The following is a 19395-nucleotide window of genomic DNA, read 5'->3' as shown; positions in this document are numbered from 1 at the left end:
GAATCGCAAGGTTGCGGCAGGCAGCGGCCTACTTTGCGTCGTAGGCCTCGGTGTCCCACCAGTCGAGCTGGGCGATGTTGTCGCGGATGTGCTGGCAGCTCTTGTGGAAGCCCTCGAGCTCGTACTCGGACAGGTCCAGCGTGTAGACCTCCTCGACGCCCTCGGCACCGATCACGCACGGCAGGGAGGTAAAGATACCCTCCTCGCCATACTGGCCGGTCATAAGCGTGGAGGCGGAAAGCACAGCGTGCTCGTTGTGCAGCACAGCGGCGCAGACGCGCGCGGCGGAGTTGGCGACGGCGTACTCGGTGCATTGCTTGCCCTGGTAGGTTACATAGCCGCCCTTGCGTGCAAGCTCCTCGACCTCCATGTGGTCAAAGGCGTACTTGTCGGGGTTCTCGGCCTGAAGCTCGTTGAGGCTCTTGCCGGCGACGGTTGCGGCCTTAAAGGCGGCCAGCTGGCTAAAGCCGTGCTCGCCGATCATGTAGGCGTCGATGGACTTGGGGCTCACGCCGACCTTCTTGGAGATTTCGGTGCGCAGGCGGGCGGAATCCAGGCCGCAGCCCGAACCGATGATCTTCTTGGGATCGTAGCCGGTCAGGTGCCACAGCTCGGTGCACACGACGTCGCAGGGGTTGGAGATGCTCACGAAGATGCCGTCAAAGCCGGCGTCGACGATGCGCTTGGCAAAGGTGCGGGCGGCGTCGGTGGTAAAGAACAGCTCGCCGTCGCGGCTGCCGGCGGCCAGCGCGACCTTACCGGCAGCGTTGACGATGACGTCGCAGCAGGCCAGCTCCTCGTAGTAGTCGTAGCAGTTGACGATCTTGGTGTTGTACGGGACAAACGAAAGGGAGTCGCGCAGGTCCTGGACCTCGGACGTCACCTTGGCCTCGTTGATATCGCACAGGTACAGCTCGTCGGCAATGCCCTGCATAAGCAGGCTATTGGCGACATGTGCTCCTACGTGGCCCTGGCCAACCACACCGATCTTACGCGTCTGGTACATATATGTATCCTTTCGGCCGAGTTTTTCGCGTCGAACCATTGTAGCGTCCTGCTGCCACTTTGCTAGGCTAAAGCGCCGTAGATTTTTGGGACATGCCTTAATCTCTACTTTTGGGGTGATTTGGGCCGCTGACGGCATCGCTGGGCGATGTGCTCGCGCGGATGGGGCCGCTCGTTGTACCATAGCTGCAACTGACTCGTAAGGAGCATCCATGCCCATTCGCATCCCCGACGCCCTCCCTGCCGCCGCGCAGCTCGAGAGCGAGAACATCTTTGTCATGACCGAGTACCGCGCGCTGCACCAGGACATCCGTCCGCTGCGTGTGCTCATCCTCAACCTCATGCCCACCAAGATCGCCACCGAGACGCAGATTATGCGCAAACTCTCCAACACGCCGTTGCAGGTGGAGGTGGACCTGCTGCGCACCAAGACGCACGAGGCCACGCACGTGAGCGCCGGTCACCTGGAGACGTTCTACCGCACGTTCGACGACATCCGCGACATCCACTACGACGGCCTGATTATCACGGGCGCGCCCGTGGAGCAGATGCCGTTCGAGGAGGTCGACTACTGGCCCGAGCTCTGCCAGATCATGGATTGGTCCACCACACACGTGCACTCTACGCTGCACATTTGTTGGGGCGCGCAGGCGGGGCTCTACCATCATTACGGCATTCAGAAGTACGATCTACCGGCCAAGGCAAGTGGCGTGTTCGAGCATTATCTGGTGAAGCCGCAAAGCCCGCTGGTCCGCGGCTTCGACGACCGTTTCTATGCCGTGCACTCGCGCAACACCGATGTGCGCCGCGAGGACGTGGAGGCCGAGCCGCAGCTTGAGGTCGTGGCTGTGTCCGACGAGGTGGGCCTGTACATCGTCAAGTCGACCGACAGCCGCCGCTTCTTTGTCTTTGGTCACCCCGAGTACGATACCGACACGCTGCGCCTGGAGTACGAGCGCGACGTGAAGCGCGGGCTCAACCCTCAGGTGCCGGCGCACTACTTCCCGGGTGACGACCCCGCCGCCGAGCCGCGCAACGTCTGGCGCAGCCAGGCTCAGCTGTTCTACACCAACTGGCTCAACTACTACGTCTACCAGACCACGCCCTACGACCTGGCCCGCGCCGGCGAGGAGCACTAGACTGCGATGGTGCTGCTGTAGCCGTGGCTGATGTGGCGGCGATCAGGCGCTGATGATGTTGGGCAGCGGCAGGTCGTGGGCATCGGTGGGGATGTGGTCGACGCGCTGTTCGTCAAAGGCGATGCCGATGATTTGGCATGCGGGCGAGAGCATGGGCAGGTAGCGGTCATAGCAGCCGCCGCCGTAGCCCAGGCGCGCGCCGGCGCGGTCGAAGGCTACGAGCGGCACGACGATCATGTCGAGAGCGTCGGCAGGCACGATAGGGAAGCGGCTGCTGTCGATGTCCGTGGCCGCGAAGGCCCGCGTGGGGTGGGCGATAAACGGTGCCGCGGATGCATCGTCGGCGGCAACTGCCCGCATACACATGCGCTGGCCACAAGCTGCGGCGTCTGTTGCCGAGAGCATGCACGGATAGGCCACGCGCCAGCCACGTTTGGCGGCAGCTGCGGCAAACGCGGCTGGGTTGACTTCGGAACCCATCGCGGCATAGACGGCAACGGTGTGCGGTGCCGCGGGATCCGAGCGACCCAGTCGCTCAACCAGCCGCGCACAGATAACGGCAGACTTCGCCGCCCGCACATCCAAATCAAGAGCGTCACGTCGGGCAATCACCGCCCGTCGCAACTCAGCCTTGTCCATCCCAACCTCCTCTAGCAAACCTGCCAAAAAGAGACAGGTTTATTTTGGCAGGTTTTATCTGGGCAAACAGCGAAAACCACCACGAAGGGAACACAGGCACCCTCGTAGTGGTTTTGATGGCGACTCGTCTCTATTACAACGCCGCGGCGATTGCTTCGGCCACAAATTTGTTAAGCGATTCACCCTTCTTTGCCGCCGCCAGTGCTGCCTGCTTGTGAAGCTCGGAGCCTGTTCTCACATTGAATGAGCCCTTAAAAGCCCGCTCTGGTTCCTTGCCCTTTTCGGCACAAAACTCAAGGTAATCGTCGACGGCGTCGTGGAAGCATCGCTCCACTTCTTCAACCGTGGAGCCTTCAAATACAATTGCGTCCCTAATGCCGGCGACCATACCTGTCAGCACGTGCTGTTCGGCATCGAACTCGACCGGGGCGAAATAACCCTTGTAAGCCAAAACGTTACTCATGGCTGCCTCCGACATCTTGTAGAAATCGAACGATGTTTCGGATGGTTCCCGCCGTCAATTCGTCAGATGGATGGGGTGCGTGCATCACGAACATTCTGCCGTCCGATGGCCTGTAGAAGCGAATGCGCGATCCGGATGTCCTGCCTTTGTTGTCCATTTCAAAGCCATATGAAGCCATAACTTTAAGAAAGTCAGCAAATCTATACGTTGAAGGACGGCTAAGCAGCTGGGCGATGAGTTTGTCGATCCGAGTCATCCTGCCTCACATCCTGCAACTATATTATAGTTGCAATTTAAGTCCGATGCAAACACTCATAATATAGAACATGTGTACGTATAGAACAAGCGTTCGAATCACCACTGAGAAAGGGGACAGGCACCTTTGTGGTGGTCTGTGCTGTGATGGGCGTCTGCGGCGGTTTGTCTCGATCTGTAACAGTAACTCTGCAAAATCTGACCTAGATGTTACAGATTGAGACAAAGGGCCGGCATCATCCGAAAACGTCTCGATTTGTAACATCTGGATCCAATATTACCGCCTAGATGTTACAGATCGAGACAAACCGCCGCGGTGGGCTGCGCCGCCTCGCCCAAGCCGCAGAAAAAGGTAGATTTTCAGGCATGTCCTAAAAATCTACCTTTGTGCGTTAGCCCAGCAGGTCGATGACGTTAAAGCCGGCGTTGCTCTTGGCGATGACTTCGCGGCCGCCAAAGACGCAGGTGGGCGACACGGCTGCGATGCGCGTCACATCGGCGCCGAACGAGCGCAGCTCAGCGGGTGTGGCCGCGAGCATCTGGGCGCGACGTTCCTCGCGTGCGTGCGGATCGAGCCCGGCCAGGTAGGTCGTGTTGCGACGCTTGGTGAGCGCGTACGGCTTCACCGGCGCGTCCATGCCGCTCACGCAGCTCACGATAAAGCCCTCGAAGGCGGACTCGTCGGGCTCAAAGCTGCCGAGCCATTCGCCTGCGCGCTCCACGCGCTCAATCGAAGGATCGATTGCCGGGTCGCGGTAGGTGTAGAACGCCGCCTGACGCTCGCCGGCCGCGCGGAATCCGCAGCCGTACGCGCCGCCCTTCACGCGGATCTCGTTCCACAGGTAGTCGTAGGAGAGTGCGTTGGCGGCAACCGCCCAGGTGCCAGTCACGTCAATGCCCAAGCGACGCGGGTCGCACGCGCTTGCCGCAAAGCAGATGTCGCTGGGGATGACAAAAGCCTCGTGGCGGTCGCACGGCGTCGGTACCACGAGCGCGTCGCGGCCGGCACCATCGCCCGCACCCAGCCCCAGGTCGCCCGCGGCATCCCAGTACGCGTCAAAGTCCTCGTCGCTGCCGGTAAAGCTCGCCAGGCAGCCGTCGGCCACAAAGATGCGGCCTGCCAGCTCGGCAAGCTTGGCACGCAGGCCGTCCAGGCGCTCGTCAAAGTGGTCGAGCAAATCGCGCAGGAACAGGTAGAAGTCTACGCCCGAGAGCTGCTCACGCACCACGGCCGAAGGCGAGCTGTAGCTCATCGCGCGACCGAGCGCCGCCGAGTGGCCGTTGTTGATAAAGCCCTGCTCAAGCCCAATACGAATCTGCGTGAGCACGTCGCGCACGCGGTCGGCATCGGCGTCCGCCAGCAATGTGCTCGACCACACCTCGCGCGGCAGGCTCGCCAGCGCGTCGATCTTTTCGGACAGGGCGCCGGCGCTCACCAGCAAGTAGGGGCGCACGCCGTCCACGTCGGGCTGGGTCATGACCTCGGTCGTAAAGCTCAAAAAGCCGAGCTTGCCGGCAAGTAAATTGTCGAGCTCCTCGGCCGAATGCTCGCGCGTGGGCAGCTGCTTAAGCAGGCGGCAGAGCAGTGTCACATAGGGCAGGTCCTCAAACGCGACGCAGCTCAGGTCGAAATACTGCATGGCGTAGGCCAGACGGTTGGTGGGGATGCCGTGGCGCAGGCAGGGGATGGGCGCGGTCGTGTCCACGACCAGTGGCGGCTCGGGGCGCGCCTCGCCAATGTCGGACACGCGCAGGCGCGGCAGCGTGGCCTTGGCCTCGGGTGTGTCTTCCGCCTCCTGCGCGGCACGCAGCGCGGCCGTGCGCTCGACCACGTCGGCCAGCTCGGCATCGGTCATGGCATCGCGCTTGGCTGCCAGCTCGGCGGCCTCGGCACCCTCCGAACCCTCGGCGGCGTCCACCGGCACCAGCTCGACCAGTGCCATGTGATCGTTCTGCAGCACCAGTTCGCGCAGCAGGTCCTCAAAATAGCTGCCGTCCAGCTCGCCGCGCAGCTCCTCGTACACCGGGCCATACTTGAGCGCCAGCGTCGCAGCGTCGTCATCGTAGAGCCACGTGCTCAGCGCGTCGCACGCAATGGCCACGCCGTCGGCAATACCGTAGTCGCGCTGGCGCAGGTCGTACTCGTTGCTGCTGATGATGGCCTCCAGGCGCTCGCGCGGAACGCCGTGCTCGCACAGGTTGCGACAGGCGTCCTGGAATACGCGGCGCACCTCGCGCGCCACGCCGGGCTGAGCGTTTTGCAGCATGATGAGCTCGTAGGGCTGCAGGCTCTCGGCCGCGGTGTAGCTCACCACGTTGCCGCCCAGGCCGGCAGCAAGGATCGCCTTCTTAACCGGCGCCTCGTTGGAGCCCAGCAGCGCCTCGAACAGGATGTCCGCCGCAATCGTGCGTTTGCGGTCGAGCGCGCTGCCCAGCACAAAGCCCAGGCCCACCAGGGCGTTCTCGGGCGTGGTGGCCATCTCGATACGCTGGTACTCGCAGGTCACAGGCGCCTGCACGCCCAGCGGATTGGGCGCCAACGCGGCCGGGTCCTCGCCGGCGGCAACGGCTGCGTCCATGCGGCGGCTCGCGGCGCTCGACTGCGACAGATAGCGCTCGTCCAAAAAGGCCAGCGCGCGGTCCACGTCCAGGTCGCCGTAGAGCGTTATATAAGAGTTAGAAGGGTTGTAGTGGCGGGCGTGCGTGTCCAGGAACTGCTCGTAGGTGAGCGTCGGAATCGCGCGCGGGTCGCCGCCGCTCTCGTGCGCATAGGCGGTGTCGGGGTAGAGCGCGGCGTTGACGGCGTCGTCCAGCACGCTCATGGGATCGGACAGCGCACCCTTCATCTCGTTGAATACCACGCCGTTATAGCGCAGCGTGCCCTCGCGCAGGCTCGCGGAGCTGCCGTCGCCCTCGCCCTCGGCGCCCTCCGGCAGGTCCAGCTCGTAGTGCCAGCCCTCCTGCTCAAAAATGGTGGGCTTGGTATAGATGGCCGGGTTGAACACCGCGTCCAGGTACACGTCCATCAGGTTGTAGAGGTCCTGCTCGTTGGTAGTGGCAACGGGGTAGATGGTCTTGTCGGGGTAGGTCATGGCGTTGAGGAACGTCTGCATGGAGCTCTTGATCAGATCGACAAACGGCTCCTTAACGGGGAACTTGGCCGATCCGCACAGCACCGAGTGCTCAAGGATATGGAACACGCCGGTGGAATCGGCCGGCGGCGTCTTAAAGCCAATGGCAAAGGCCTTGTTCTCGTCATCGCACGCCAGGTACAGCAGGCGCGCGCCCGAGGCGGTGTGGCGCAGCACATAGGCATCCGCGTCGAGCTCGGGCACGGTCTCGCGGCGCTCGACGGCAAAGCCGTGGCAGGTGGTTCCGGGTGCCAGCAGTGCGGCGGCGGTGGAGCGCGGGTCGGTTGAGGTGGTGGGCATGTGCAGTCTCCTTTGACGCCCCAGTGGGGGCGAATCGAGTCGAATCTCCGAGAGTATACCCATATGGGGCCGCGGCTCTGCAGCGAACTGAAGACGATGTGGGTGGACTAGCCTAGCTAGGTTGATAACGAATACCGCGGGTAGCCGCTGCACCCCGCTAAAGTGAAATAACACCCCGTTTACCGAATCATTTAGGAAATATATGGACTCCTAAAAAGTTCTAATATAATATAAGTCATCTATCTATAAACTGCTGATTCCTTGCAAAGGTATGGTTGATATGGTTGAAGCAAATAGCGTTGTCCCCCTGTACAAACAGATTGTCCGTGCGCTTTCTGATTCGATCGCCAACGGCACGTACCGCCCGGGAGATAAGCTCCCGACCGAGGCGGAGCTCATCGAGCAATTTGGCGTGAGCCGAATAACGGTTCGCTCCGCAATTAGAGAAATGGAAGATGCTGGGCTTGTTGAGAGGGCCCGCGGCAAGGGCACGTTCGTTTCGTCGGACACACAGATGTATGCCGCGGACGACCGTGAGAGCTTTACCCATTCGTGCCAGCTTGCGGGAAAACAGGCGTCTACCAGGGTTCTCGCAATGGGCTGGGACTTCCCAAGCCTGCGAGACGCGAAGTTCCTGGGCGTAGACGATACCCAAAAGGTATTGCGTAGCCGTCGTCTGCGCCTTGTGGATGACAAGCCCACGATGCTGGAAACCAATAGCTATTCCGCTGTGCTTTCTTTTTTGGAGCATGAATCCCTCGAGGATTCGCTGATGGCGGTACTCGATCGCCAGGGGATCAAGATGGGCCCCAACACGCGTACGCTCGAGGTCTGCTATGCGAGCGAGCTCGAGGCGGCATACCTTAACGTGGAGCTGGACTCTCCGCTGCTTCTGTTTGTCGATAGACGTTATGCTCCAAGCGGCGAGCCGCTTTTCATCTCCCGTCAGGTGTACTGCACCGAGCGACTGAAGTTCTATTTGTAAATTAGAGATAGATTGGTCAATTTACCGACCAATTGCTACCGTTCGCGGATTTGGAAAATAGACACACCGCGTAGGGTAGATTGCTAATATACTTTGTTATGACAATATAGTACGTCTTATTGATATTGGAGAACTATGAATAAGATATTGCTAGCGAGTCATGGTTATCTCGCCCAAGGTATGAAGAGCTCTCTCGAGATCCTGATGGGCGCCAACGACCGAATCGAGTGTCTGTGCGCCTATGTCGATGACGACACGAGGGATGTCGCAGCGCTTATCGATGCTTGGATGGAGTCGAAGGACCCTGCCGACTCTTGGTTTGTCGTGACTGACATCTTTGGCGGCTCTGTAAACAACGAATTCATTCAGAGGCAGACCGCCGGATCGTTTACGTTGATTACCGGAATGAACTTGCCGCTGCTGGTGGAAATGGCTACACAGCTGGACTCCCTGGATGCGGACAAGGCCAAAGCTGCGGTCGAGGGATCACGTTCGTTTATCATGCTTTGTGAGGCGGCGGACATGCTTGCCGATGTCGAAGAAGAAGAGTTCTAGTTAGTTCTGGTTCGAGCCCTAGCTAAGGGCCACACCTGTCATTACCTTTATTACGTGCGGAGATGATTACGATGATTAAGCTTACGAGAGTTGATTACCGATTGATTCACGGCCAGGTCGCCATGTCTTGGACACATGCGCTGGATGTCGATTGCATCCTGTGTGCCAGCGACGCTGTGGCAAAAGACGACATGAGAAAAGCCGCATTGAGGCTCGCCCGCCCCAACGGCGTGAAGCTCGTCATAAAAGACGTAAACGCTGCTATCGAGGCGCTCAACAGCGGCGTCACCGACAAGTATTCGCTGTTTATCATTGTCGAGACGATCGAGGATGCCTATCGCCTTGCTAAGGGTTGCAAAGACATCAAGGAGATCAATCTGGGCGGAACTCGAAAGTCTCCCGAGACCACGCTTCATCCGACCCCCGCGATCTTTGCGACCGAAACCGATGCCGAGCATATCCAAGAGCTTGTGAACGATGGCGTGGTTATCGAAATCCGTCAGGTTCCCAATGACTCAAAGGTACTTGCCAAGGACGTTTTCTAGCTGGAAACCTGCCATTGTCTAGCATTTATTAACTAGGTCCTCCTTTCTTTAGCCCGCCGATCATTTGATCGGCGGGCTTTTTATTAAAGGCTTTAGCCTGTGCGGGGCGCACAGCGCGCCGCATCAGAAACCACCCGCTATGCGGGTGGGGCCAAACGGCTTTACAAAGCCGCCCCCTCGCCGGACACTTGCGATTGTTCAGGCCGCAAGGAATCCGAGTCGAGAGGGCGGTGGTGGCGTATGGCCCAGAAGGCCTACAGCCTGTCGCACACGAAGTGGATGTGCAAGTACCACGTCGTGTTCACGCCGAAGTATAGGCGCAAAGTCATCTACAACCAAATAAGGTCCGACCTTGGGGAGATCTTCAGGAAGCTCTGCCAGTACAAGGGGATAGAGATCATCGAGGGGCACCTGATGCCCGACCACGTCCACATGCTGCTGGCGATACCGCCGAAGTACAGCGTATCGAGCGTGATGGGCTACCTGAAGGGGAAGAGCTCGCTGATGGTATTCGACAAGCACGCGAACATGAAGTACAAGTTCGGCAACAGGAGGTTCTGGGCCGAGGGCTACTACGTGTCCACCGTCGGCCTGAACGAGGCCACGATCGCGAAGTACATCCGGGAGCAGGAGAAGGCCGACATCGCGCTCGACCGGCTGAGCGTCAAGGAGTACGAGGACCCCTTCGGCAGGGGGCCGGGGCGTAAATAACGCCGGTTTGACCGGCCCGCCACGGGTCAATCTGCAGTGCGGCCCGAACCCCGTGAGGGCCGGCGCCTTTAGACGCGTGCCGGAAATCCAAGGGTTATACCCTAAGAGCAAACCACCCCTTTTAGGGGTGGTTTTGATTAAAGAAAAATCAAAAAAATCTGAAATAGTTCTTGCATAGTTAGTTATATAAAGTATTATAACGTCATGGGATGAATGAAGGGTTCATCCAAGTGAGTTAGGAGTAAGGGATGTTCAATTTCGATGAGCCTCGTTACGAGAAGGTTGTGAGCGATGCCCTCGCTCTCCGTCCTCAGATTGAGGCTGCCGTGGACAAGGTCTGCGAGCAGGGTTATTCCAACATCTTCTTCATCGGCTGCGGCGGCACTTGGGCCCACACGCTCCCGATGAAGTATTGGGTCGAGACCACCACGGCCGACGTCGACGTCCACTGCGAGATTGCCGCTGAGTTCCTCGCATGCCCGCCCAAGACCTTCAACAAGGACTCGGTCTGCGTCTTCTCCACCCGTACCGGCACCACCCCCGAGATCATCGAGGCCGCCAAGTTCTGCCAGGAGCAGGGTGCCCGCACGCTGATGTATGTCTCCAACGACAACACCCCGGCCACCGAGTACGCCGATTACAAGTTCTTCAGCTTCGCCGAGGACGACGTTCTGTGCGAGGCCATCTACACCTATCAGATCACGCTGGTCGCCCGCTTCCTCAAGAACGCCGGCGCCTTCCCCAAGTACGACACCTTCATGGAGGAGTTCGGCAACATCGCCCCGTACCTCATCAAGGCCAAGGACGCTCAGGACGAGCGCTGCGCCGCCATGGCCGAGGACTTCAAGGACACCGACTACCACATGGTGATCGGCTCCGGCATGCTCTGGGGTGAGGCCTACGACTACGCTATGTGCATTCTCGAGGAGATGCAGTGGATCAAGACCAAGTCTATCCACGCCGCCGAGTTCTTCCACGGCACCATCGAACTGTGCGAGGAGGGCACGAGCCTCATCATGCTCTACGGCGAGGACGACACCCGTAAGCTCATGGACCGCGTGGACAACTTCACTCACATGCTCGCCGACGAGAAGGGCGTCCATGTCCGCGTGAACAAGTTCGACACCGCCGAGGTCGAGCTGCCGTTCAGCGACCCCGAGTTCCGCAAGATCGTCTCCCCGATGGTCACCTACACCATCACCGAGCGTCTGAGCTGCCATCTCGAGCACGTCCGTAACCACCCGCTCACCACGCGTCGTTACTATCACCAGATGAACTACTAATCCTCTCAAATTGCTGCGGTTGTCTGCAGGCGAGCTGCGCAGAATGCCTCGCCTGCAGACCTGTTTCTGGGGTTGATCGAAATGGTTGTCCAGTATCTTCTAGTTGCACTGGTCGCATTTATTGCGTCCATGGACGAGCAATTATTTGGCATTACGATGCTTGGTCGTCCGCTGTTTACGAGCCTGTTTGTCGGCTTGATTCTTGGCGATGTCCAGCAGGGCGTTATCGTCGGCGCTGCTTTGGAGTCCATGTTCATGGGCGCCATCATGGTCGGCGCGGCGGTTCCTCCCGAGGTCTATGCTTCCGGCGTGCTTGGCTGCGCGTTTGCCGTCATTACGGGTACGGGCACGGCAACTGCCGTCGCACTCGCCCTTCCCGTCTCCGTCTTCCTTCAGGTGTGGCGCAACTTCTGCTACGCCGTTCCGGGTGCCTTTGCCTGCAAGAAGATCGAGACCGCTCTGGCAAATCGTGATCTTGCCAAGGCGAATCTGTACCATCTGACCATCGTGCCGCTGTCGATTGGCATTCCGTCTGCACTGCTGGTGTTTTGCTCGCTGTTCTTTGGTGCCGACCTCATCAACAATGCGCTTAACGCTATTCCGCAGTTTGTGATGGACGGCCTCAACGTTGCGTCCGGCGTCATGGTCTGCATCGGCTTCGCTCTTCTTATTAGGACCATGGGCGACAACAAGCTTCTTCCCTGGCTGTTCCTGGGATTCATTATGGTCATCTACCTCAAGATGGACGTTGTCGGTGTTGCCGCTGCCGCTATCTGCGTCGCGCTGCTCCTGGCCTTCCGCGAGGGCTCGGCCGGTCCGCAGGCGGTTGCCGAGGATGAAGAGGAGGACTTCTAATGGCTACCCAGAACACCGATCTCAAAGAGGCCAAGAAGGACGCGATTATGACTCCCGATATGTATCGGAGCATGTTCCTTCGCCAGTTTACGAGCCAGTGCTCGCAGTCGTACGACAAGATGATGGCAATGGGCTTCATGTACACCATTCAGAAGCCCCTGCGAAAGATCTATCCCAACGACGACGATTACTATGCGGCGCTTGATCGCCATACCGAGTTCTTTAACATCACGCCTCATGTGCTTCCGTTTGTAGCCGGCCTAACGGTTTCGATGGAAGAGCAGGCGGCTGCCGATAAGAACTTCGACACGTCCTCGATTAACGCCATGAAGGTCGGCCTCATGGGACCGCTTTCCGGCATCGGCGATTCGTTCTACTGGGGTACGTTCCGCGTGGTCGCCGCCGGCATTGGTATTGGCATCGCGTCGACGGGCAACCCGCTCGGCCCCATCGTGTATGCGCTCATCTACTCCGTGATTAACTTTGCAACGCGTATCGTCGCCGCCCATCTGGGATACGACCTGGGAACCAAGTTCCTGCAGCAGTCCGAAGAGAACAACCTTATGTCTCGCATGACGCATGCTGCCGGTGTCCTCGGAATGACCGTCATTGGCGCGATGATTGCGGCGCAGGTCTCACTGTCCACTGCTTTGACCTTTGATGTGGGTGGTTCGGAGATTGTCCTGCAGGATCTGTTCGATTCGATCTTCCCCGGCCTGCTGCCCTTGCTGGCAACGTTCGCTTGCGTTGCCCTGTACAAAAAGGGTGTCAAGACCATTTGGATTATTATTGGTATCTTCGCGATCTGCATCATCGGAACAGGTTTGGGAGTGTTCGCGGCGGCGTAATGTTGACTGCTATGCTCGTGCGTTGGATAACTAACTGACCGTTTGAAAACGGGGCTCGGCGTAAGGCCGGCCCCGTTTTTTTGTTTGAGGGATTTTCCGACCGTCCAAAAATCCACGCTCGTTCATTACTCACGTATCTCTCATCTCTCATTCGTCACTAATACGAGAGATAACAGAAAGACGAGAGATAAATATGAGAGATAACTGATCAGCAAAGAGACAAGCAATCATGGTATTGTCTCAATACTGATTGTTCTACCAGCAAAAACATGTTTAAATGAAACAGATGGCAGACATCTTATCTTTCATCTCTCACTTATCTCTAATATGAGAGATAGCAGTAAGATGAGAGATAATTACGAGAGATAACTGAGCGACGAGGGAAATCCGTCTGCGGCATTCTCCGCAGGACCGAGCGAAGGGACGTGCAGATGAACGAAAACGAGCTGGCCGGTCTGCTCGAGTCATTAAAGCGCATGGGCTCGGATGACCTTAGCGTCGAAGTGAAAGAGAGCGCCACGACGCTTTCCCGCGACGTATGGGAAACGGTCAGCGCTTTCGCAAACACCGCCGGCGGCATCATCGTGCTCGGCGTGAGCGAGCGCGCGGGCTTTGTCCCGGTTGAGAACTTTGAGACCGAGAAGGTGCTCAACCAATTCGTAGCGGGCATGGGTGATGCCGGCGGTCGCGGAAAACTGGCCAATCCGCCCAAATACACCATTGAACGCGTGGAGCTCCAGGGCACCGTGGTTCTGGTCATCACGATTGAGGAGCTCGACCCGTCGAGCAAGCCTTGCTATGTCATAGAGCGGGGCGCTCAAGGCGGCAGCTACAAACGCATCGATGACAAAGATGTTCCGCTCTCGTCGACCGAGGTCCTGTCCTTGTCATCGTATGAACGGGCGAGCCCCAGTGATCGCGATGCAGTGCCCGGCGCGGTCGCAGGCGATCTTGACGAGGCCCTGGTCGACCGCACGATAGAGCGTGCTTTCTCACTGACACCTCGTGCGATGCGCGGCGCGCCGGACAAGAAAACGAAGCTGGAGCGCCTGAATTTCCTCGACTCCCAGGGCAATGTCACTAAGGCCGGGCTCCTGGCTGCGGGTGCCTATCCTCAGCAGTTCTATCCCAAGCTCTTTATCGATGTGGCGGTCTATGCCGGAACGCAGAAGGGCGCGGCGGGGTCGTTGAGGTTCATGGACCGTACGATCTGCGAGGGAACGTTGGGCGAAATGATCTCGTATGCCGTCTCGGCAATCGACAAGAAAATGCGGCGAACCTCGACGATCCAAGGCGTCTCGCGTGTCGACTCGCTGGAGATTCCCGAGGAAGTCCTGCGCGAGGCAATCGCCAACGCCGTAATCCACCGAGAATACGGAGATCGGTTCTGTGGGCAGTCGATCGCTGTTGACGTCTTTGATGACCGTATCGAGGTGACGAACCCCGGCGGCCTATACGGAGGAAAGACTCGCGAGAACCTGTTTGACGGCAGCTCCCGATGTCGCAATGCGACGCTTGTGAAGCTCATGTCGCTTGTCCCATTGCCCGACGGCGCGGGCTCTCCTGCCGAAGGCAACGGGTCGGGCATTCCAATGATGCTCGATGCCATGCGTGCGCAAGGTCTGGCCGAGCCGTTGTTTTGCCCGGGTTTCGACCGGTTTAAGGTTGTCCTTTACCGAGCGAAGGTTGAGCAGGTCGATCATGGCGGTGACTTAATTGTAGCGGCAATCAAGCGCAACGGCGAACTGGGAACGCGCGAGCTGGCAGAATGCACGGGGCTTACGGTCTCCCAGGTTAGGGCGCGCGTCAATGCGCTCATCGCACAGGGCGAGCTTGAACCTACGGCGTCGGCGACGAGCCGCAACCGCAAGTACCGACTGTTGGAGCGCGTGGAATAAATGCGTTAGCGGACGAGGCGACCCAATAATCGACCCTCGATTGGCGCCCACTAAGGTTAAGCGGTTGTTGCCCAGTTGACGGTGATGCTAAAGACTCGGCTTACGCCGGCATGGCCGCGAACCCGTCCATCAAGAACAGCCTAAGAACCAGCTTGATGACATATCCCGGTTTGACTTCAGCCGCGTCAAAGACATGGCGCTCGGCGAGCTCGCTGCAGTATGTATAGATGTCGCGGATAAGGTCCGCGCCCGAAAGCGTAAACATGTAGCCTGCGTCCGAAAGCGCATTGGGCGCGGCGGGCAACTTGGCCATGTGGCAGAACGTTTGCAGGTCGGGCGCCATAACATTCTGGTAGTCGAGGTGGCCGCTGGCATCCTGTGCGGCAAGCTCCAATTGGCGCACAAAATCCAGCGCCGCTGCCAGCACAAAGCTCGGCGTAGGCGCGTTGACGTCCTGAGTGGTCGCCACGAGCCTGCCCGCCGCCTGCGTGACAAGCCAAGCGACCTCGCGCTGGCAACGCACGGCCTTGCGCGTAACCGGCTTGATGGACGAAGAAGAAACGCTCCCCTTAGGCGGATTCGAAGCAGCCATAAGACCCTCCCATGAACAATCCGGCCCAACAGGCCCGGACGAAACACGTGCTACATCAGTATACAGGGGAGTGGGGTGGAAAAATGGAGTCGACAGCGTGACTGCCGGCTCCGGATTGCTTGCCTTAGAGGCCGTACACTTCGACCATAGCTTCGCCAATGCGATGGGGCACGCCGGTGACGAGCGCGTTGCCCATGCAGAAAGCTCGATGGCCGTCGGTCATACCAGTATCCGTCCAGCCCTTGGGGAATCCTTGGAGCTGATCGAGCTCGTCGGGAACGAGGCGGCGGAAACGGCCGTCGGGGCACTCGATAACATGCTTAAATCGGCTGGCGCCCGTGCCGCCTTCGCCCGTGAGGATGGTGCGGCTCGGTTTGTCGGTGGCATCCGGGAAACTCATGGCACCCTCGGAATACGTGTACGTAAAGCCCGTCTTTTTGTTGGTGCGTTCTTCGCGCTTGCTGCCCTTGAGGTAGCGCCAGTCGGGGAGCTTCTCGTCGGAGATGTAGAACTGCTCCGGAACATACTCCTCATTAACAAGTACATCGCCAAGCACACGGCGCTCGCCGTGATAATCCTCAACGAAGTCGCAGGTCAAAACATGGCAGCCCTGCATGACACCGGCATTCTTGAACTGAGATGTCTTTTGACCAACGCCAAAACGAGTCGAGTTCTCGTAAGGATCAGGCAGGACATCGAGCTCGGCCATTTCGTCAGGGTAGATGGCGGGGAAGGCCTTCGCCATGACACCGTTGTGCATGCGGTCAACGAGATCGACCTTGCCGGCGTTCTTCTCGCAGAAGATATAAACGCGCTTGCGGCGCTGGGGAAAACCATATTCCGCGGAGTTGACCACGCGCCATTCGACCGTGTAATCGAGGTCGGCAAGGCAGCTTAGGATGATGGCGAAGTCGCGACCGCGCTGAGACGCGGGCGACTTGAGCAGACGATCGACATTCTCAAAGAGACCGAAGCGCGGCTTCTTCATCTCGAGGAAGTGGTAGATGTCCCACCAAAGGACACCCTTCTTGCCCTCGATGCCATGTGCCTGGTTAAGCGGGCGAGCGACGGAGTAATCTTGGCAAGGGAAGCCGCCGACGACCATCTGGACGTCGGGGATTTCAACCTCTCCGGCTTCAGCCTGTTCCAGGACTTTATTGATATCTTCGTTGACTACGGAATCCTCGCCAAAGCGGTCCATATAGCAGCGTGCCGCGAACTGACGAGCCTTGGTTCCGGGTGGTTCCCACTGATTGGCCCAAATGGTGCGAAAGGGTCCGGCGGGCTTCATGTAGAAATCTGGATAACGAGGGTCAGCGTAGCCTTCGAGGCCCAAACGAAATCCGCCGACGCCAGCAAAAAGCTCGGCGATTTTGACCTCTGACATACTCACTCCCCCAAATCGCTGCAAATGCAAAGATCAAGGGTACAGAAATCGGGTTGCAAATGGAAGATCCCTTAGGGGATCTTCACGGTATAACCCGAATTTACAGTAGCATACGTGTTAGATCATGTCTTATTTCGAGAGGATTTGCCATGTCCAAGAAGCACCTCGATTTCAAGCGCATGCTTGACGATACTGATTTTTCTGACCCCTCAAGCATTGAGCGGTATGCTGCCAATCTCGACGGGATGACGTTTCGCGATATTCTCGAGCTTGGCATTGCGCCGGAGGGGGAGAGTGCGCCCAAGGACTTTGGGTCTAAGAAGTACAAGGGCGGTATGGGAACCCTGATCGAGGAGCGTTACTTTGGCTACAAAGCCAACAGCGACGATCGGCCGGACTTTCCCGAGGCGGGTGTGGAACTCAAGGCAACATGCTTCAACGTGCTCAAGGATGGTCGCAAGTCTGCCGGCGAGCGTCTTGTCTTGACGATGATTCCCTACGACCGTCCCGTTTCGCTCGACTACGACAGCTCGCATCTCAAGACCAAGCTCAGCAATATCCTGCTGATCTACTACGGCCGTGACCGCTCCATCGACAAATACGACCAGCGCATTGAGCGTGCAGTCATGGTTCGTCTGCCCGAAGAGGATATGAAGATCATTCGCGCCGACTACGAGAAGATCATTTCGTACATTCAGGATGGTCGCGCGGACGAGCTGTCGGAGGGCATGACCACCTACTTGGGCGCCTGCACAAAGGGCGCAACCGAAGCGACGATGTGGGTTGACCAGTATTACGAGTACTTCAACACCGATACGGGCGAGATCGAGCACCGTCGCGCGAAGCGTCGTGCCTTCTCACTCAAGCGCTCGTACATGGACTATGTGCTTCATACCTATGTTCTCGGTGCTCCGCGCATTGGCGAGAGTATCGTCCAGGCCGGCGACAAGTCCATTGATTTCGAAAGCTACGTTACTGCGCTTATCGAGCGCCACTATGGTGAAACCGATCGCCAGATTGCAGAGCAGTACGGCCTGGAATACACGGGAAACAAGGCGCAATGGACGACACTCGTTTATCGAATGCTCGGAATTAAAAGCAATGCTGCCGAGGAGTTCGTTAAGGCTGGGATTAACGTCCGCGTTTGTCGCGTTAATAAGAGGGGACACATCGAGCAGGCAATGTCTTTCCCTCCGTTTGAGTTTAAGCAGCTAATCAATGAGGATTGGGAAACGTCATCCTTCCGTGCGCGCCTTGAGACCAACCGTTTCTTCTTTGTCGTGTTCCGTGAGGACCACGAGGGGGAGTGGCGTCTTGACCGCTGCCTATTCTGGGCAATGCCGGCAAACGAAATCGAGGGCCCCGCAAAGGCCTGCTGGGATGAGACTCGCAAGGTAATTCGTGAGGGCGTTAAGCTCAGTCCGTATCGGGACGCGAGTGGAAAGCTCAAGGTGACCAACAATCTGCCCGGTATGGCGGACAACCCGATTGTCCACGTTCGCCCGCATACCTCAAAAGCTGCGTACAGATTCGCCGACGGAACCGAAATCGGCGACATTGCGAGGAACGCCTACGAGTTGCCCGATGGACGTTGGATGACCAAGCAATCGTTCTGGTTTAACAAAGGCTATCTAGAGCACATCCTGGGGTTGTAGCCTTCGAGTCGGCAATTCAACTACCTGTGCATACTCGATTTTCGAGGATATCTGGACTCGATTTTCGAGCCTTGCCCTACAGGTAGATTCCCTCGAACAGGGTCTTGTGGAACTCGGCGTGGTGGTCGCGTGCCCAGGTAAAGAGCGCCTGGTCAAAATTGGTGCGCGTGGCCGGGACGCCAAAGACGCCGGCAACTTCGACGCGCACAAACTCCAGTGCCGGCAGCTTGTTGATGGCGGTGAGGGCAAACGGGGACGAGGGCTCTTCGAGCAGATAGCGACTGCCTTGCAACGCGTCGCAACTGGTGCACGTGTTGCCGAGCGACGGGGCTTTGGAGGCTCGCGCGCCTACGGGCTTGTAGCCGCAGCGCTTATGAAGGTAGTCGCGGATCTCGCCCGGCACGCAGCCAAGAGCGGGCACGATGGCGAGTGCGTTGGCGTTGGCCGTGTCGATGGCAATGTACCTGGCTTCGTTGGGCGCGTGCGCGATGGCGATGCTCTCGTCGTTATCGGTTCGATAGGGAATGCCGAAGGCCGCGACCGAGGTCTCTTTGTGACACTTCCAGCACTCGCGCTTGCCCAGTACTAGATATATATACGGCGCTGAGGGGTCGGATCGGTCAACACCGGGCAGCCACTCGGCAAAGGGCTCGGGGTTGACGCCGCTGGGTACATACCAGATCTTCTTGGTCCGGTCCCATTTGGCGCCCAGCGCCTTGGCTTCTTCTTTGTGCGAAAAGGGGACATCGAGCTCGGTGCGCATGGCGGCTCCTTGGTGCTGCAGGTGCAAGTGGCTCAAGGATACCGCAGGGCGCAGACATCGCGGCGTTTTGTCGAGAAGTTGCGGCTCGGATGGGTTCGAGACGCGTTGGTCTCGGCCTCGGTGGCTATTGACGCGGTTTTGTGCATGGGCAGGGTGGTTGGAGCAGTTTGCGGCGCAGTTTTGTGCCCGGCTGTTGTTGATGTTGGGGTATTGAATTTGTTTGGCAGCCATTCGTCAGGTGAATTGATGTTACGTTGCGATGACGGTTGGAGTTGCCAGCGGATTTGGCGACATAAAACAAAACAGCTCAGAGACATAGCCTCTGAGCTGTGAACATTTGGTGGGCGTTAGAAGATTTGAACTTCTGACCTCTTCCGTGTCAGGGA

General features: G+C 58.4%; 18 protein-coding genes. 10 read left to right on the top strand and 8 right to left on the bottom strand.

The window, feature by feature from the left end:
- Positions 1-28: 28 nt before the first annotated feature.
- The gene (locus I2D41_RS07840; protein WP_195364143.1) at positions 29-1006 is read right to left on the bottom strand and encodes an L-lactate dehydrogenase; all 978 of its coding nucleotides are present in this window, start codon (positions 1004-1006) and stop codon (positions 29-31) included.
- A 211-nt stretch (positions 1007-1217) separates the two neighbouring features.
- Here I2D41_RS07840 and metA point away from each other — a divergent pair, with 211 nt between their 5' ends.
- Entirely contained in the window at positions 1218-2144 is a 927-nt protein-coding gene (gene metA, locus I2D41_RS07835) for a homoserine O-acetyltransferase MetA (protein ID WP_118206081.1), read from the top strand.
- Positions 2145-2186: 42 nt separating this feature from the next.
- Here metA and I2D41_RS07830 read toward each other — a convergent pair whose 3' ends face one another.
- The 4 genes from I2D41_RS07830 to I2D41_RS07815 all read right to left on the bottom strand — a co-directional run bounded on the left by I2D41_RS07830 (position 2187) and on the right by I2D41_RS07815 (position 6932).
- Entirely contained in the window at positions 2187-2783 is a 597-nt protein-coding gene (locus I2D41_RS07830; protein WP_195364142.1) for a 5-formyltetrahydrofolate cyclo-ligase, read from the bottom strand.
- 133 nt (positions 2784-2916) lie between these two features.
- A complete protein-coding gene (locus I2D41_RS07825) occupies positions 2917-3246 on the bottom strand; it encodes a type II toxin-antitoxin system HicB family antitoxin (protein WP_055285251.1) in 330 nt (109 codons plus the stop codon).
- On the bottom strand, positions 3239-3502 hold the full coding sequence (locus tag I2D41_RS10245; protein WP_195364141.1) for a type II toxin-antitoxin system HicA family toxin: 264 nt from the start codon (positions 3500-3502) through the stop codon (positions 3239-3241). The genes I2D41_RS07825 and I2D41_RS10245 overlap by 8 nt, the downstream gene beginning before the upstream one ends.
- A gap of 391 nt (positions 3503-3893) precedes the next feature.
- Positions 3894-6932 carry an insulinase family protein gene (locus I2D41_RS07815; RefSeq protein WP_195364140.1) on the bottom strand — a complete coding sequence of 1013 codons (3039 nt, stop codon included), beginning with the start codon at positions 6930-6932 and terminating at the stop codon, positions 3894-3896.
- Positions 6933-7212: 280 nt separating this feature from the next.
- Between I2D41_RS07815 and I2D41_RS07810 the strand changes: the two genes are divergently transcribed.
- From I2D41_RS07810 to I2D41_RS07775, 8 genes are all read left to right on the top strand, one after another.
- Positions 7213-7917, top strand: a complete 705-nt coding sequence (locus I2D41_RS07810) for a GntR family transcriptional regulator (RefSeq protein ID WP_195364139.1) — start codon at positions 7213-7215, stop codon at positions 7915-7917.
- A gap of 135 nt (positions 7918-8052) precedes the next feature.
- Positions 8053-8472: a PTS sugar transporter subunit IIA gene (locus I2D41_RS07805; RefSeq protein WP_195364138.1), complete on the top strand. Its 420-nt coding sequence runs from the start codon at positions 8053-8055 to the stop codon at positions 8470-8472.
- Between the two features lie 71 nt (positions 8473-8543).
- A complete protein-coding gene (locus I2D41_RS07800) occupies positions 8544-9017 on the top strand; it encodes a PTS sugar transporter subunit IIB (RefSeq protein WP_195364137.1) in 474 nt (157 codons plus the stop codon).
- A 240-nt stretch (positions 9018-9257) separates the two neighbouring features.
- On the top strand, positions 9258-9728 hold the full coding sequence (gene tnpA, locus I2D41_RS07795) for an IS200/IS605 family transposase (protein ID WP_195364136.1): 471 nt from the start codon (positions 9258-9260) through the stop codon (positions 9726-9728).
- Positions 9729-9976: 248 nt separating this feature from the next.
- Complete coding sequence (locus I2D41_RS07790; RefSeq protein WP_022094037.1) at positions 9977-11011, top strand: SIS domain-containing protein; 1035 nt, start codon at positions 9977-9979, stop codon at positions 11009-11011.
- A gap of 81 nt (positions 11012-11092) precedes the next feature.
- On the top strand, positions 11093-11866 hold the full coding sequence (locus I2D41_RS07785) for a PTS mannose/fructose/sorbose/N-acetylgalactosamine transporter subunit IIC (RefSeq protein WP_022094038.1): 774 nt from the start codon (positions 11093-11095) through the stop codon (positions 11864-11866).
- Positions 11866-12714 carry a PTS system mannose/fructose/sorbose family transporter subunit IID gene (locus I2D41_RS07780; protein WP_055285868.1) on the top strand — a complete coding sequence of 283 codons (849 nt, stop codon included), beginning with the start codon at positions 11866-11868 and terminating at the stop codon, positions 12712-12714. The genes I2D41_RS07785 and I2D41_RS07780 overlap by 1 nt, the downstream gene beginning before the upstream one ends.
- 431 nt (positions 12715-13145) lie before the next feature.
- Positions 13146-14612 carry an ATP-binding protein gene (locus tag I2D41_RS07775; protein WP_195364135.1) on the top strand — a complete coding sequence of 489 codons (1467 nt, stop codon included), beginning with the start codon at positions 13146-13148 and terminating at the stop codon, positions 14610-14612.
- Between the two features lie 100 nt (positions 14613-14712).
- Here the strand turns inward: I2D41_RS07775 and I2D41_RS07770 are convergent, their stop codons facing one another.
- Complete coding sequence (locus I2D41_RS07770; RefSeq protein ID WP_055309616.1) at positions 14713-15204, bottom strand: hypothetical protein; 492 nt, start codon at positions 15202-15204, stop codon at positions 14713-14715.
- Between the two features lie 124 nt (positions 15205-15328).
- Positions 15329-16591 (bottom strand): DNA (cytosine-5-)-methyltransferase, encoded by a 1263-nt coding sequence (gene dcm / locus I2D41_RS07765; RefSeq protein ID WP_055309617.1) that lies wholly within the window; start codon positions 16589-16591, stop codon positions 15329-15331.
- A gap of 149 nt (positions 16592-16740) precedes the next feature.
- Between dcm and I2D41_RS07760 the strand changes: the two genes are divergently transcribed.
- Positions 16741-18246: a Sau3AI family type II restriction endonuclease gene (locus tag I2D41_RS07760; RefSeq protein ID WP_195364134.1), complete on the top strand. Its 1506-nt coding sequence runs from the start codon at positions 16741-16743 to the stop codon at positions 18244-18246.
- A gap of 76 nt (positions 18247-18322) precedes the next feature.
- On the opposite strand, the gene I2D41_RS07755 is transcribed toward I2D41_RS07760, so the two are convergent.
- On the bottom strand, positions 18323-19009 hold the full coding sequence (locus tag I2D41_RS07755; RefSeq protein WP_195364133.1) for a DUF5710 domain-containing protein: 687 nt from the start codon (positions 19007-19009) through the stop codon (positions 18323-18325).
- Between the last annotated feature and the right edge of the window lie 386 nt (positions 19010-19395).

This window comes from Collinsella aerofaciens (genome assembly GCF_015552075.1).
GTDB classification, from domain to species: Bacteria; Actinomycetota; Coriobacteriia; order Coriobacteriales; family Coriobacteriaceae; genus Collinsella; species Collinsella aerofaciens_Y.
The sequence above is the reverse complement of the archived record's forward strand: the minus strand, read 5'-3'. Positions and strand labels throughout refer to the sequence as shown.